This window comes from Pseudomonas mandelii, assembly GCF_006438925.1.
Classification (GTDB): domain Bacteria; phylum Pseudomonadota; class Gammaproteobacteria; order Pseudomonadales; family Pseudomonadaceae; genus Aquipseudomonas; species Aquipseudomonas mandelii_C.
In genome coordinates, this window is sequence record NZ_RCZA01000008.1 from 214465 (window position 1) to 227474 (window position 13010).

A 13010-nucleotide genomic window follows, 5' to 3' on the forward strand; every position below is an offset into this window, starting at 1 on the left:
AGGTAGCCAGACATGCTTAAACGCCTTCTTCTTGTCCTCGCCAGCGCTTCTCTATTGCTCATCAATGGAGCGCATGCCGCAGAAAATCCCGACACCGGTCTGGTGTTGCTGACTGAAAATTTCCCCCCCTACAACATGGCGAAGAACGGCAAGAACTTCGCTCAGGACGAGAACATCAATGGCATCGCCGTGGACATCGTCCGCGAGATATTCAAGCGCGCCGAAGTCACCTATAGCCTGACGCTGCGTTTCCCTTGGGAGCGAATCTATAAGCTCGCCCTGGAGAAACCCGGTTACGGCGTATTTGTGATGGCGCGGTTGCCGGACCGCGAGAAACTGTTCAAGTGGGTTGGCCCGATTGGTCCGGACGACTGGATCATGCTGGCCAAGGCTGACAGCAAGATCACACTCGAGACGCTGGATCAGGCGCGCAAGTACAAGATCGGCGCCTACAAGGGCGATGCGATTGCCGAGACGCTAGCCAAGCAAGGACTGAAGCCGATCGTTGTGCTGCGGGATCAGGACAACGCAAAAAAACTGGTCAACGGCCAGATCGACCTGTGGGCCACTGGTGACCCGGCAGGCCGCTATCTGGCGCGTCAGGACGGGGTGACAGGGCTCAAGACCGTGCTGCGCTTCAATAGTGCCGAGTTGTACCTGGCGTTGAATAAAGACGTTCCGGATGAAACCGTCGCCAAGCTGCAAGCCGCGCTGGATCAGCTACGCAAGGAAGGCGTGGTGGACGACATCATGGCGAAGTATCTGTAGCCATCACTTCGATACAACCTGAGACGGAGCGGCCGGCGTCGCGCTCAAGTACACGGCACTTGTAAACACGTTATTCAACCTCGCCCTTGTCAGCTGCTGTTCCCCTGAGGCGACGCCGATAATACAGAGCGCATGTGCGCCGCTTTGTGGCCCGATTTCACTATTGATGTAAGCCTCTTCAGCGCTGATGGCGGCGCTGTAATTGTCGGAAGCTTTGCAGTCCCTGGCGTTATGGACCGTTTTGTAGCGATAGAAGGGCGCCTCGAGGGAGAACCTGAAATCCCACGTAGGCAATACGATCTGCCCATCTGCGTTTTGCGTTCTATGCACGTATGACTTGAGCTTCCAGGGCTCCGTGACAGTCAGCTCGACCGGCTCCAATGAACAGTCCGCCCCATCACTGGTAAAGACCCCATCAATAAAGCACTTGTGAAGAAAGTTGGCGGAGTAGCTGTAGTTGAAACGGGCGGCCTTGCAAGACGTCGAGTGCTCACAATCGGGCGGCGCTGGGGTATTGCGCGAGATAGCGACTTTACTGACGATGCCGGTGATTTCATTGGTGCGGCGGTTCAGCATCGGGCTACCGGAGCTGCCAGCGTAAAGGTCGCAGCTGTTTTTCATGGCTAAAGGGAACACCCCAGGATGATCGATGAATGTTCCGGCGGTTTGTTCAGCGCAGGCGCTCAATCGAAGCCCTTGTTCGGTAAAGCCACCCGGCGCGCCAACGTTAAGCGCATCCTGACTCTCGTAGGTTTGATGGGACGCCAGCTTGAGCGGGTTGACCCCGGCCTGTATCAGCGACGCCAATGTCGCGTCGACCTCCAGTACTGCAAGATCGGTCCCGACCAGACTGCTCCATCGGGCAGTTCGGATGGCGTATCGGCGCTTACGCTGTGGCATGTCATGAAAGTAGTGGAAGGTGACGCTGGCTTCCAAAGGCAGATTGGTCCGCGCCGAACCGTACTGAAAGAGCACGCAATGACCGCTGGTGAGCAGGTAAGCAGGGCCAGTGGCTTGGCCGTGTCTGTTTCGCGTGTCCAGCAGAACGGCGCTGCAAGTCTCGCCCGATTGGAGACTGAGTCGTCCCACGCCGCTCCAGATTTCATAAAAATGTTCGCTGTTTTGCAGTGCCCTTGACGGTGAGTCGTTGACAGCGCCTTCGCCTAGGTCGCGGGCCTGCACTGCGGAAATAGCCAGCAGGCCAATCAGGCCGGCGAAGCACAAGAAGCTGAGGTATTTCATGTCCATTCCTTGGTGATGAAATTCAGGGTGAGCGCTATCGTGGCACGCGGCGGTGTACCGGCAGGTATAAATAGTTATCGCGAAATGGAGTGGGCTGCGAGGAATTACCGTGCGGTCGGGAGACGGTACTGGCCATCCTTGCCGTGCGCTGCCGTTGCACGATTGCCGCGCACACTGATCATCTGTTTGATATCGATCCAGTCAATGCCCTGAGCCTTGAGCTTGGGCAATTCACGTTCAAGCACCGCTAATGTCTGCGGATACGGATGCCCGATCATCACCGCAGAACCCTGCTTGCGCGCCAGGCTGATAGCCGTCTGTAGCTGAGTAAAAATCGCGGCTTCAGTGGGCTCGTCATCCAGGAATACATCCCGCGAAACGCTCGCCAGACCAATCTTCTGCGCCTCGGCGGCCGCCACGGTTTGCGCACTGGTGCGGCTGTCGACGAAGAGCTTGTGCCGACGCTGCAAGTCCGCCATCAGCCAGGCCATGGCCGGTTGCTGAACGGTCATGCGGCTGCCCATATGGTTGTTGATGCCTGCGGTATACGGCACAGCCTGGAACGCCGCGTTCAGACGCTTTTCGAGTTCTTCGATGGGTAACTCGGGATGCCAGGCGAACGGCCCGGTGGCCGGGTCCATGGGCATGTGCAGGATGACGATCTTGCCGGCGCGGTGAGCCTCGCGGGCGAATTCGGTGGCGTGGGGGGTGTCGGGCATGATCGCCGTGGTGACCGGGCCGGGCAGGGCCAACACGCGACGATCCCGGGGCAGGTTCTGCCCCAGGTCATCGATGATCAGAGTGATGTAAGCCTTTTGAGGGGCAGGCGCCGCGTGAGCGACACCCACCAGACAGCACAGCAGGCCGAGGAGCAACCGCAGGCGCATCTCAGCGGCCGGAGGTGATGCTCAACCCTTTGAGCAGGCTCAGGGCCTGGGCCAATTGGTAGTCGTCATCCTGCGGCATCGCCTTGGCTTTGCCGCTGGCGCTGGTCGGTTTGTCGGCGCCGCCGTTGCCATTCCCCAGGTGACCTTGCAAATCGGCTTCCTTGAAGTACTCCCCGTCCTGCTCGTTGGTGATCTTGGCCTTGCGCACTTCGATGTCCGGGACGATGCCCTGAGCCTGGATCGAGCGGCCGTTCGGCGTGTAATACAGCGCCGTGGTGATCTTCAGTGCGCGTTCGTTGTTCAGCGGCAGCACGGTTTGTACCGAACCTTTGCCGAAACTGGTGGTGCCCATGACCACCGCGCGTTTCTGATCCTGCAAGGCACCGGCGACAATTTCCGAGGCCGAGGCACTGCCGCCGTTGATCAGCGCGACCATTGGCACGGCTTCGCTTTCGTCCTTGCCGGTGGCGGAGAAGCGCAGTTCGGAGTTGGCAATACGGCCCTTGGTGTAAACGATCAGGCCCTTGGTAATGAAGTGGTCGACCACTTCCACCGCCGCTTGCAGCACGCCGCCCGGGTTGTTACGCAGGTCGAGGACGATGCCTTTGAGCTTCTTGCCGTTGTCCTTGCGCAGCTTGGCCAGGGCTTTAGAGACTTCTTCGCCGGTCTTGACCTGGAACTGGGTGATGCGGATGTAGCCGTAGCCGGATTCCAGCAGCTGGCTCTTCACGCTCTTCACTTGAATGATGGCGCGGGCCAGGGTCACGTCAAACGGTGTACCGCCGTCGCGCACCAGGGTCAGGGTGATTTTCTGGCCGATCTTGCCGCGCATCTTGTCCACGGCTTCGGTCATGCTCTGGCCGCGGGTCGGTTGGCCGTTGATCTTGACGATGAAGTCGCCGGCCTGAATGCCAGCCTTGGAGGCCGGAGTGTCATCGATCGGTGAAACGACCTTGATGAAACCGTCTTCGGCGCCAACTTCGATGCCCAGGCCGCCGAATTCGCCGCTGGTGCTTTCCTGCAACTCAGCGAAGTCTTCCGGGCCCAGATAGGCAGAGTGCGGGTCGAGGTTGCTGAGCATGCCTTTGATGGCGTTTTCCAGCAGGGTCTTGTCGTCCACCGGTTCGACATACGCGGCCTTGATCCGATCCATGACCTCGGCAAAGGTGCGCAACTCTTCCAGAGGCAACGGCGCCTTGGTGGTCGCAGCCGTGCCCGCAGGCGCGACCGCCGGGGCCGGTTGAGCGGCGAACGCCAGAGGCGCGCCGATCACCAGGGCGATCGTCAGGGCCAGCGAGGTAAGGCGGGACAAATGCAGCATGTCGAACGAACTCCTAATGTAGGTGACTCAACGCCTATCCTTGCGCGCGGCACCATTGCGCCGGATCACTCGGGTGACCCTGCTGACGAATAGCGAAATACAGCGCTGGTGTGTCCTGCCCGCCGCTGCTACCCACAGTGGAGATGGACTCACCGGCTTTTACCACGTCACCCGCAGACTTGAGCAGCGTCTGGTTGTGACCATAAAGACTCAAAAAACCGTTGCCGTGGTCGAGAATCACCAGCAGCCCGGCGCCGCGCAACCAGTCGGCGAACACCACGCGACCGCCATGCACGGCGTGCACCTGGCTGCCGGCGGAGGCGCTGATCATCACGCCGTCCCATTTGGTGCGGGCGTCGTCGCCACGGGTTTCGCCAAAGCGTGCAAGCAGTCGACCATCAACGGGCCAGGGAAGTTTTCCCCGGCTTGAAGCAAAGGGGCCGCCAAAGGTCTCACCTGAACTTGATACCAGGGCGCCGGGTGTCGATTTAACGGGTTTGCGTGGGGCATCAGTGGCGTCTGCATCTGCTGCAGCCTGAGCCTCACGTAAACGCTTTTTTTCGGCTTCCTGCTGGGCGATCAGCGCTTTTTGCCGCGCTTCTTCTGCCTCTCGGGCCTGACGGGCCAAGGTTTCTTCAATGGTTTTAAGGACTTTAGACAGGTCTGCCTGATCTTGCTCGCGGGCTGCCAGCTTCTGATCGCGGGCTTTCACGTCGTCGCTGAGCTTGGCCAGGACTTGCTGACGTTCCTTGCGGACTTTGTCGAGTTCATCACGCTGGCTGTCGAGGCTGCTTTTCTGCACCAGCAATTGCGCCTGTTGCATGGCGATGTCTTTTTCGACATTGGCCAGTTGGCGCAGGGTTTCGTTGAAATTCTTCAGCTGCTCCAGGCGGGCCTGGCTCAGGTAGTCGTAATAGGTGAGGGTGCGGGCGAATTTTTCCGGGTTCTGCTGGTTGAGCAGCAGCTTCAAGTACTCCTGACGGCCGTTCTGATAGGCCGCGCGGGCCTGAATGGCGATCAGTCGCTGCTGTTCAATGCGCGCGCTCTGGAGTTTTTTTTTCTCGGCATCGAGTCGCTGCAGCTCGGCTTCGCTTTTCTTCAGCTCTTTTTGCAGGGCTTCGACCTGCTTCTCGAGCTTGCCCATCTCGGTCTCGGTGCCTTTGAGGTCTTTCTGCACACCGGATTTTTCTTCCTGGAGTTTGCCCAGCAGTTTTTTCAGCTCGGCAATGTCCTGACGCGTGGCGTCCAACTGTTGTTGGGTTTGCGCGCGCTCGTCAGCAAAGGCCGGTTGGAGCAGGCATGTCAGAGCAAGGGCTATCAGGACGCGAAGCATAGAGGCGGGCGACACCAGGGAAAGGGACGGGCCTAGTATGCCCGCCAAGCGCTGCAAAAAAAACGCCCAATTGGGGTTGTGTGATAACCGGGCTGAAAAACACCGAAAACCAATGTGGGAGCGAGCCTGCTCGCGATGGCGCCTGAACATTCAACCGTGATGTTGGCTGTCAGATTGCTATCGCGAGCAGGCTCGCTCCCACAGGGTTTGGTGGCGTTTGAAGGACCTAATCAGACCAGTATCGAAGTCCCGGTCATTTCCGCAGGTTTTTCCAGGCCCATCAACATCAGCATGGTCGGTGCCACATCCGCCAGCACGCCGCCGTCGCGAACCTTGAAGTCACGCTTGCCGACATAGATGAACGGCACCGGTTCGGTGGTGTGCGCGGTATGCGCCTGGCCGGTGGATGCGTCGGACATTTGCTCGACGTTGCCATGGTCGGCGGTGATCAGCGCTTCGCCGCCGACTTTTTCCAGCGCGTCAACGATGCGGCCGACGCACAGGTCGAGGCATTCAACGGCTTTTACGGCTGCGTCGAACACGCCGCTGTGGCCGACCATGTCGCCGTTGGCGTAGTTGACCACGATCACGTCGTAACGCTGGTTTTCGATGGCGTCGACGATGCGGTCGGTGACTTCCGGGGCGCTCATCTCGGGCTGCAAGTCATAGGTGGCGACTTTTGGCGACGGGATCAGGATGCGCTCTTCACCCGGGAACGGTTCTTCGCGGCCGCCGGAGAAGAAGAAGGTTACGTGGGCATACTTCTCGGTTTCGGCAATGCGCAACTGGGTCTTGCCGTTTTTCGCCAGGTAGTCGCCCAGCACGTTCTCCAGGCTGCCCGCGGCGAAGGCCGATGGGGCGGGAATGCTGGCGGCGTACTGGGTCAGCATGACGAAGCCGGCCAGTTTTGGCTGGCGGGCACGTTCAAATTCCTTGAAATCGTCTTCGACGAACACGCGGGTCAGTTCGCGGGCGCGGTCAGCGCGGAAGTTCATGAACACCACGGCGTCGCCGTCTTCGACTTTCACCGGCTCACCGATGCTGGTGGCTTTGACGAATTCGTCGCTTTCGCCACGTTCGTACGCGGCTTGCAGGCCTTCCTGAGCGGTGGCGGCGTTGAATTCGCCGTTGCCATCGACAATCAGGTTGTAAGCCTGGGACACGCGATCCCAACGGTTGTCGCGGTCCATGGCGAAGTAACGGCCGACAATGCTGGCGATCCGGCCTTTGCCGAGGGCCTGGAAGGCCGCATCCAGCAGTTCGATGGACGACTGAGCGCTTTTCGGCGGCGTGTCGCGACCATCAAGGAAGGCGTGCAGATAGATTTTTTCGGCGCCGCGCTTGAAAGCCAGTTCGGCCATGGCAACCAGGTGATCCTGGTGGCTGTGAACACCGCCATCGGACAGCAGGCCCATGAAGTGCACGGCTTTGCCGGCAGCGACGGCTTTATCGACAGCGGCGCAGATGGTCGGGTTCTCGAAGAACTCGCCGTCGCGGATCGATTTGGTCACGCGTGTGAAGTCCTGATACACCACGCGGCCGGCGCCGAGGTTCATGTGACCGACTTCGGAGTTGCCCATCTGGCCATCCGGCAGGCCGACGTCCATGCCGCTGCCCGAGATCAGACCGTTCGGCACGGTGGCCCACAGACGGTCCAGTACGGGCTTCTTCGCCGCAAACACGGCATTGGATTCAGGGCTCTCACTGTGACCGAAGCCGTCGAGAATAATCAGGACCAAAGGTTTAGGCGTGGTAGTCATGGATTCCACTCGTGGCTGAGTTAAAAAGAGGGCGATGGAAAAGGGAGTGGCAGTTTAAAGCTAAGTTCCGACGGCGTCACCGCCGGACGGGGTTTGGCCCACCATAGTGGCTGTGTATACTGGCCGACATTTTAACGCCCTGGAACCTCCTTCGATGGTTGATCATCTGATTCAATTCGCCACCAACCACTACATTCTCGTGGGTATCTTCGTTGTACTGGCGGCCCTGCTATTGGCCTATCAGATGCAAGGCGGCGGCCGCAGCCTGAGCACCGGTGAACTGACCGGGCTGGTCAACAAGGACGCGGGCGTTGTGATCGACATTCGTTCGACCAAGGATTTCGCCGCCGGTCACATTGTTGGCGCGGTGAACATTCCTCACGACAAACTGACCGCTCGCGTCGGCGAACTGGATAAGCACAAGGCCAAGACCATCATCCTGGTCGACGCCATGGGCCAGACTGCCGGTACTCATGCCCGCGAACTGATGAAGTCCGGCTTCACCGCCGCCAAGCTCTCCGGCGGTATTTCCAGCTGGAAAGGCGACAACCTGCCGTTGGTGAAGTGATATGAGCAACGTCGTCGTCTATTCCAGCGATTACTGCCCTTACTGTTCGCGAGCCAAGTACCTGCTCGAGAACAAAGGCGTGGCCTTCGAAGAGATCAAGGTCGATGGCAAGCCGCAGGTGCGTGCCGCCATGGCTCAGAAGGCCGGACGTACGTCCGTGCCGCAGATCTGGATCGGCAGCACCCACGTGGGTGGTTGTGATGATTTGTTTGCCCTTGAGCGCGCCGGCAAGCTCGACGCCATGCTCAAGGCCTGAATGCCTTCCCTATAAGACCCCAAGATCAGAAAGGATCTGAGATGACTGACCAACAGAACACTGCAGCTAGCGAAGAAGAAACCGCACCGCAATTCTCCTTGCAGCGCATCTACGTACGTGACTTGTCCTTCGAAGCCCCGAAAAGCCCGGCAATCTTCCGCCAGCAGTGGGAACCGAGCGTCGGTCTGGATCTGAACACCCGTCAAAAGGCTCTGGAAGGCGACTTCCACGAAGTCGTACTGACCCTGTCCGTTACCGTGAAGAACGGCGACGAAGTGGCGTTCATTGCTGAAGTGCAACAGGCCGGGATCTTCCTGATCAAGAACCTCGACGACGCTTCGATGAGCCACACCCTCGGCGCGTTCTGCCCGAATATCCTGTTCCCGTACGCTCGCGAAACCCTGGACAGCCTGGTCACCCGCGGTTCGTTCCCGGCGCTGATGCTGGCCCCGGTGAACTTCGACGCGCTGTACGCACAAGAACTGCAACGCATGCAGGCGGCTGGCGAGACTCCGACCGTTCAATAAGCTTTCGATGCAGTAACGAAAAAAGCGCCGTAACAGGCGCTTTTTTCATGGGGCAAACGAAACGGCTGGATGTGCGCTGACTCGCCGACCTCTGTAGGAGCTGCCGAAGGCTGCGATCTTTTGATTTTGTTTTGAAGATCAAAAGATCGCAGCCTTCGGCAGCTCCTACATTGAATTGCGGTGTTATTTAAAACCGAGCTGGCGCCAGCCTTCGTACACGGCAACCGCCACGGTGTTCGACAGGTTCAGACTGCGGCAGCCTTCACGCATCGGCAGGCGCAAACGTTGTTCGCCGGGCAGTGCATCGAGCACTTCCGCCGGTAAGCCGCGACTTTCCGGGCCGAACAGGAACGCATCGCCCTCGGCGAAGCTGGCGTCGTGGAACGGCCGCGAGCCCTTGGTGGTGAAAGCGAACAGCCGAGGATGACCGAGGCTTTCCAGGCAGCTGGCGAGGTCTGCGTGGCGTTGCAGGGTGGCATACTCGTGGTAATCGAGGCCGGCCCGGCGCAGGCGCTTGTCGTCCATCTCGAAGCCCAGCGGTTCGATCAAATGCAGGTGGCAGCCACTGTTGGCGCACAGCCTGATAACGTTGCCGGTATTCGGCGGAATTTCTGGTTGGAAAAGGATGACGTGAAACATGCACGGCTCCGAAGGTAAAGATGAGCGGCATTCTACGCCTGAAGCTGACCCACGTTCGAAGCTATTCCCGCGAGTGATGGCTTCGCTGGCGATTGTCGGGGTGATGGTGGGGCTGATGATCGGTCGCCTGACCACTCCCGACCCCAGCGAATTGCAGCAGGTCGAGGTCACGAACGATGGGCTGGTGGTGTGGTTCAACAACGAACCCAAGGCTCACGGCGAGTTCGTCGACGGTAGCCTCGCGTTGCTGTTCGAGGCTGAAGGAAAGGCACAGAAAGGTCAGCTAAAAATCAACGACAAGAGCGTGAACTGGCGTGTGCGTTTGAGTGATGGGGGGTTGTTGCTGACGGTGGTGGCGGCCCGGCCACTGCAGGGCGAGTGGGCCGGTAGCGAGGTCGATGACCGCTGGCGGCTGGAGATCCATCTCCGAGAGCAATAAAAGAGGGAATCCCCGGCCTGCCTGTACCAAGGTCCCCAAAACGGCAGGGCTCGCGCATTGCGCCGTGAGCCCGGTGTAAAGAAGGAACCCCTGACCTGCCTGTATCAAGGGCCCCAAAACTGCTTGGGCTCGTCGCTTGTGCGGTGTGAGCCCGGTGTAAAGAGGGGAATCCCCGGCCTGCCTGTACCAAGGTCCCCGAAACTGGGTAGTGAATCGAATCACTGAATGGACTATTGCAGGGGGCGTGCCAGGTTTTAACAAGTTGAAACAGAGTGTCGCGCTGAAGCGTCGAAAGCCCCGTATTCCGGGGCTTTCGTGTTTTTTCGATAGGGGTTCGGTTGCGAACGCAGGCGGGATTTCGGATCTGTTGCCGTGCGCGATTGCGGTTCACGATGCATTGCGGCGGTGCACTGAACTCTAAATGTGGGAGCGAGCCTGCTCGCGAAAGCGGTGGCTCAGTCAACATCAATGTCGAATTTGATGGCCCCTTCGCGAGCAGGCTCGCTCCCACAGGGTTAAAAGTTAACCCTCATCCCCCTCATCATCATCCCCACCATCAACCTTCATCCCCAATTCCTTGATCTTGCGCGTCAGGGTATTACGCCCCCAGCCCAGCAAAACGGCGGCATCGCGGCGGCGGCCGGCGGTGTGTTTGAGGGCGGTTTCGATCATGATCCGTTCGAACGCCGGTACAGCGCTGTCCAGCAGGCTCGACTGGCCACGAGCCAACGCCTGATCGGCCCACTGGCGCAGCGCTTGCTCCCAGTTGGTCACCGGTGCCGAATCCTGCGGCAGGTTCAGCAGCTCCGGCGGCAGGTCGCTGATGTGCACTTCGCGACCCGAAGCCATCACCGTGATCCAGCGGCAGGTGTTCTCCAGCTGACGCACGTTGCCGCCCCACGGCAGGTTCTTCAGGTATTCCTCGGTTTCGCTTTTCAGCAGCTTGGGCTCCACCGCCAGTTCTTGCGCGGCGCGGCTGAGGAAGTGCTTGGCCAGGGTCGGGATGTCTTCGCGACGGTCCGACAGCCGTGGAATGTGGATGCGAATCACGTTGAGGCGGTGGAACAAGTCCTCACGGAATTTCCCGGCGTGCACCAGGGTTTCCAGATTTTGGTGAGTCGCGGCGATGATTCGCACATCGACCTTCACCGGCACATGGCCGCCGACGCGGTAGAACTCACCGTCCGCCAACACCCGCAGCAAACGAGTCTGAGTGTCTGCCGGCATGTCGCCGATTTCATCGAGGAACAGCGTGCCGCCGTCAGCCTGCTCAAAACGCCCGCGACGCAGGTTGGCCGCGCCGGTGAACGCGCCTTTTTCATGGCCGAACAGCTCGGATTCCATCAGGTCTTTCGGGATCGCCGCCATGTTCAGCGCAATGAACGGCGAAGCCGCACGCGGACTGTGACGGTGCAGCGCGTGCGCCACCAACTCTTTACCGGTACCCGATTCGCCGTTGATCAGCACGGTGATGTTGGAGTGGCTCAAGCGCCCGATGGCGCGAAACACTTCCTGCATCGCCGGCGCTTCACCGATGATTTCCGGGGTGCGGGTCAAGGCGACTGGGACTTCCAGGCCTTGCTGTTCCTGGGCGTGCTGGTTCGCGCGTTTGACCAGCGACACCGCCTCGTCAACGTCGAACGGTTTTGGCAGGTATTCAAACGCGCCGCCCTGATAGGACGCGACAGCGCTGTCCAGATCGGAGTGAGCGGTCATGATGATGACCGGCAGCCGTGGGTGTTGTTCGCGAATCCGCGCCAGAAGGTCCAGACCGCTGGCACCCGGCATGCGAATGTCGGAGATGATCACGTCCGGCTGCTGGCGCGCCAGGCGGCTCATCACGCCATCGGCGCTGTCGAAGCTTTGCGTGGTCATGCCTTCTTGCTGCAAGGCTTTTTCCAGGACCCAACGGATAGAACGGTCGTCATCGACGATCCACACGGTTTCACTACGGCTCATGTCGATGTGGCTCCTTGTTCCAGTGGCAGAAAGATCGAGAAGGTGGTGTGGCCTGGATGGCTGTCACATTCGATCAGGCCCTGGTGCTGGCTGATGATGTTCTGGGTAATGGCCAGGCCCAGCCCGGTACCGTCCGGGCGGCCACTGACCATGGGAAAGAAGATGGTTTCCTGCAACTCCGCGGGAATGCCCGGGCCGTTGTCGATGATTTCGATCTTGGTCACCAGACGATGGCGCACGTGGCCGATGGTGAACTGGCGCATGGCGCGGGTGCGCAGGCTGATGCGGCCAAGGCGCAGCTCGTTCTGGCTGCTGATGGCCTGCATCGCATTGCGCACGATGTTCAGCACAGCCTGAATCATCTGTTCGCGGTCGATCAACACGTCGGGAATGCTTGGGTCGTAGTCGCGCACCAAAGTGATGCAGCCCTGGCTTTCGGCCTCCACCAGATGACAAACGCGTTCCAGAACTTCGTGGACGTTGCACATCGCCAGCGACGGCAGTTTGTTGGAGCCGAGCATGCGATCGACCAGATTGCGCAGGCGGTCGGCCTCTTCAATGATCACGTTGGTGTAGTCGCGCAGGCTTTCTTCCGGCAATTCGCGGGCGAGCAATTGCGCCGCGCCGCGTATCCCGCCGAGAGGATTCTTGATCTCGTGAGCGAGGCCGCGCACCAGCATCTTGCTGGTTTCCTGTTTCGACAGTTGCGCCTCTTCCTTGGTGATCCGCAGCAAGCGGTCACGGGGGTGAACTTCCAGCAGCAGCATCGTGGCGCCGTTGGCCAGGATCGGTGTTACCGCGTAGTCGACGGTCAGCGTCTGGCCGGTGAGGGCGGTGAGCATCGCTTCGCGCTTGGTGAACGGATGTGCCTGCTCGACCGCCTGGCGCAGGGAGTTCAGCGCCTCGGTAGATTCTGTGAACAGCTCGCTGATGAACTGCCCATGGCTACGCTGACCGCTGATGGCCAGGAGCATCTCCGCCGCCGGGTTCATGTACTCGAGGCGCAGTTCGGCGTCGAGCAGAATGGTGGCGGTGGTCAGGTTGTCGAGTAGCAATCGATGCAGTGCGTCACTAATGGTCATCAGGACCTCTTTTGGAGCAGGGCATGCGCGTGAATAACGCGCCGATACGAGGAAAATGCAAAAACCAAACCAAGGCTCCGAAAAGAAGCGTTTAAGGCCTGAAACGGGCGTTTGACGCTCATTTGCGTGGCGTTCTGCCAGCTTTCGCGGGTACTTTCGAACCAAAATGGGATGGGATGTGAGTATGGTGCAACCAATTGCACCAATATAGTGCGCAAACCTGAACGGC

The 13010-nt window shown here is 59.6% G+C and carries 13 protein-coding genes; 5 read left to right on the forward strand and 8 right to left on the reverse strand.

Annotated features, from left to right (window positions below; genetic code table 11):
- Window positions 1–12: 12 nt before the first annotated feature.
- Window positions 13–768 (forward strand): substrate-binding periplasmic protein, encoded by a 756-nt coding sequence (locus EAH74_RS19925; protein WP_140680561.1) that lies wholly within the window; start codon window positions 13–15, stop codon window positions 766–768.
- Between the two features lie 3 nt (window positions 769–771).
- Here EAH74_RS19925 and EAH74_RS19930 read toward each other — a convergent pair whose 3' ends face one another.
- The 5 genes from EAH74_RS19930 to gpmI form a co-directional block, all read right to left on the reverse strand.
- Window positions 772–2010 (reverse strand): trypsin-like serine peptidase, encoded by a 1239-nt coding sequence (locus EAH74_RS19930; protein WP_140680563.1) that lies wholly within the window; start codon window positions 2008–2010, stop codon window positions 772–774.
- Between the two features lie 104 nt (window positions 2011–2114).
- Window positions 2115–2897, reverse strand: coding sequence for a divergent polysaccharide deacetylase family protein (locus EAH74_RS19935; RefSeq protein WP_140680564.1), 783 nt, complete (start codon window positions 2895–2897; stop codon window positions 2115–2117).
- A 1-nt stretch (window position 2898) separates the two neighbouring features.
- Window positions 2899–4218, reverse strand: a complete 1320-nt coding sequence (locus tag EAH74_RS19940; RefSeq protein WP_140680566.1) for a S41 family peptidase — start codon at window positions 4216–4218, stop codon at window positions 2899–2901.
- A 34-nt stretch (window positions 4219–4252) separates the two neighbouring features.
- Window positions 4253–5551, reverse strand: coding sequence for a murein hydrolase activator EnvC family protein (locus EAH74_RS19945; RefSeq protein WP_140680568.1), 1299 nt, complete (start codon window positions 5549–5551; stop codon window positions 4253–4255).
- A 230-nt stretch (window positions 5552–5781) separates the two neighbouring features.
- The gene (gene gpmI / locus EAH74_RS19955) at window positions 5782–7311 is read right to left on the reverse strand and encodes a 2,3-bisphosphoglycerate-independent phosphoglycerate mutase (RefSeq protein WP_140680570.1); all 1530 of its coding nucleotides are present in this window, start codon (window positions 7309–7311) and stop codon (window positions 5782–5784) included.
- 154 nt (window positions 7312–7465) lie between these two features.
- Here gpmI and EAH74_RS19960 point away from each other — a divergent pair, with 154 nt between their 5' ends.
- Genes EAH74_RS19960 through secB form a run of 3 tightly spaced genes read left to right on the forward strand, consistent with a single transcriptional unit; the run spans window position 7466 to window position 8662 of the window.
- The gene (locus tag EAH74_RS19960; RefSeq protein WP_140680572.1) at window positions 7466–7879 is read left to right on the forward strand and encodes a rhodanese-like domain-containing protein; all 414 of its coding nucleotides are present in this window, start codon (window positions 7466–7468) and stop codon (window positions 7877–7879) included.
- Between the two features lies 1 nt (window position 7880).
- A complete protein-coding gene (grxC, locus tag EAH74_RS19965) occupies window positions 7881–8135 on the forward strand; it encodes a glutaredoxin 3 (RefSeq protein ID WP_008149430.1) in 255 nt (84 codons plus the stop codon).
- A 41-nt stretch (window positions 8136–8176) separates the two neighbouring features.
- Complete coding sequence (gene secB / locus EAH74_RS19970; RefSeq protein WP_007949026.1) at window positions 8177–8662, forward strand: protein-export chaperone SecB; 486 nt, start codon at window positions 8177–8179, stop codon at window positions 8660–8662.
- Between the two features lie 183 nt (window positions 8663–8845).
- Here the strand turns inward: secB and EAH74_RS19975 are convergent, their stop codons facing one another.
- Window positions 8846–9301 (reverse strand): tRNA (cytidine(34)-2'-O)-methyltransferase, encoded by a 456-nt coding sequence (locus EAH74_RS19975; protein ID WP_007949025.1) that lies wholly within the window; start codon window positions 9299–9301, stop codon window positions 8846–8848.
- Between EAH74_RS19975 and EAH74_RS19980 the strand changes: the two genes are divergently transcribed.
- Window positions 9300–9740, forward strand: coding sequence for a hypothetical protein (locus EAH74_RS19980; protein ID WP_046052179.1), 441 nt, complete (start codon window positions 9300–9302; stop codon window positions 9738–9740). The genes EAH74_RS19975 and EAH74_RS19980 overlap by 2 nt on opposite strands.
- Before the next feature lie 522 nt (window positions 9741–10262).
- Here the strand turns inward: EAH74_RS19980 and ntrC are convergent.
- Both ntrC and glnL read right to left on the reverse strand, forming a co-directional pair.
- A complete protein-coding gene (gene ntrC, locus EAH74_RS19985; RefSeq protein WP_008149434.1) occupies window positions 10263–11699 on the reverse strand; it encodes a nitrogen regulation protein NR(I) in 1437 nt (478 codons plus the stop codon).
- Entirely contained in the window at window positions 11696–12781 is a 1086-nt protein-coding gene (glnL, locus tag EAH74_RS19990) for a nitrogen regulation protein NR(II) (RefSeq protein WP_008024908.1), read from the reverse strand. Before glnL ends, ntrC begins: the two co-directional genes overlap by 4 nt.
- Between the last annotated feature and the right edge of the window lie 229 nt (window positions 12782–13010).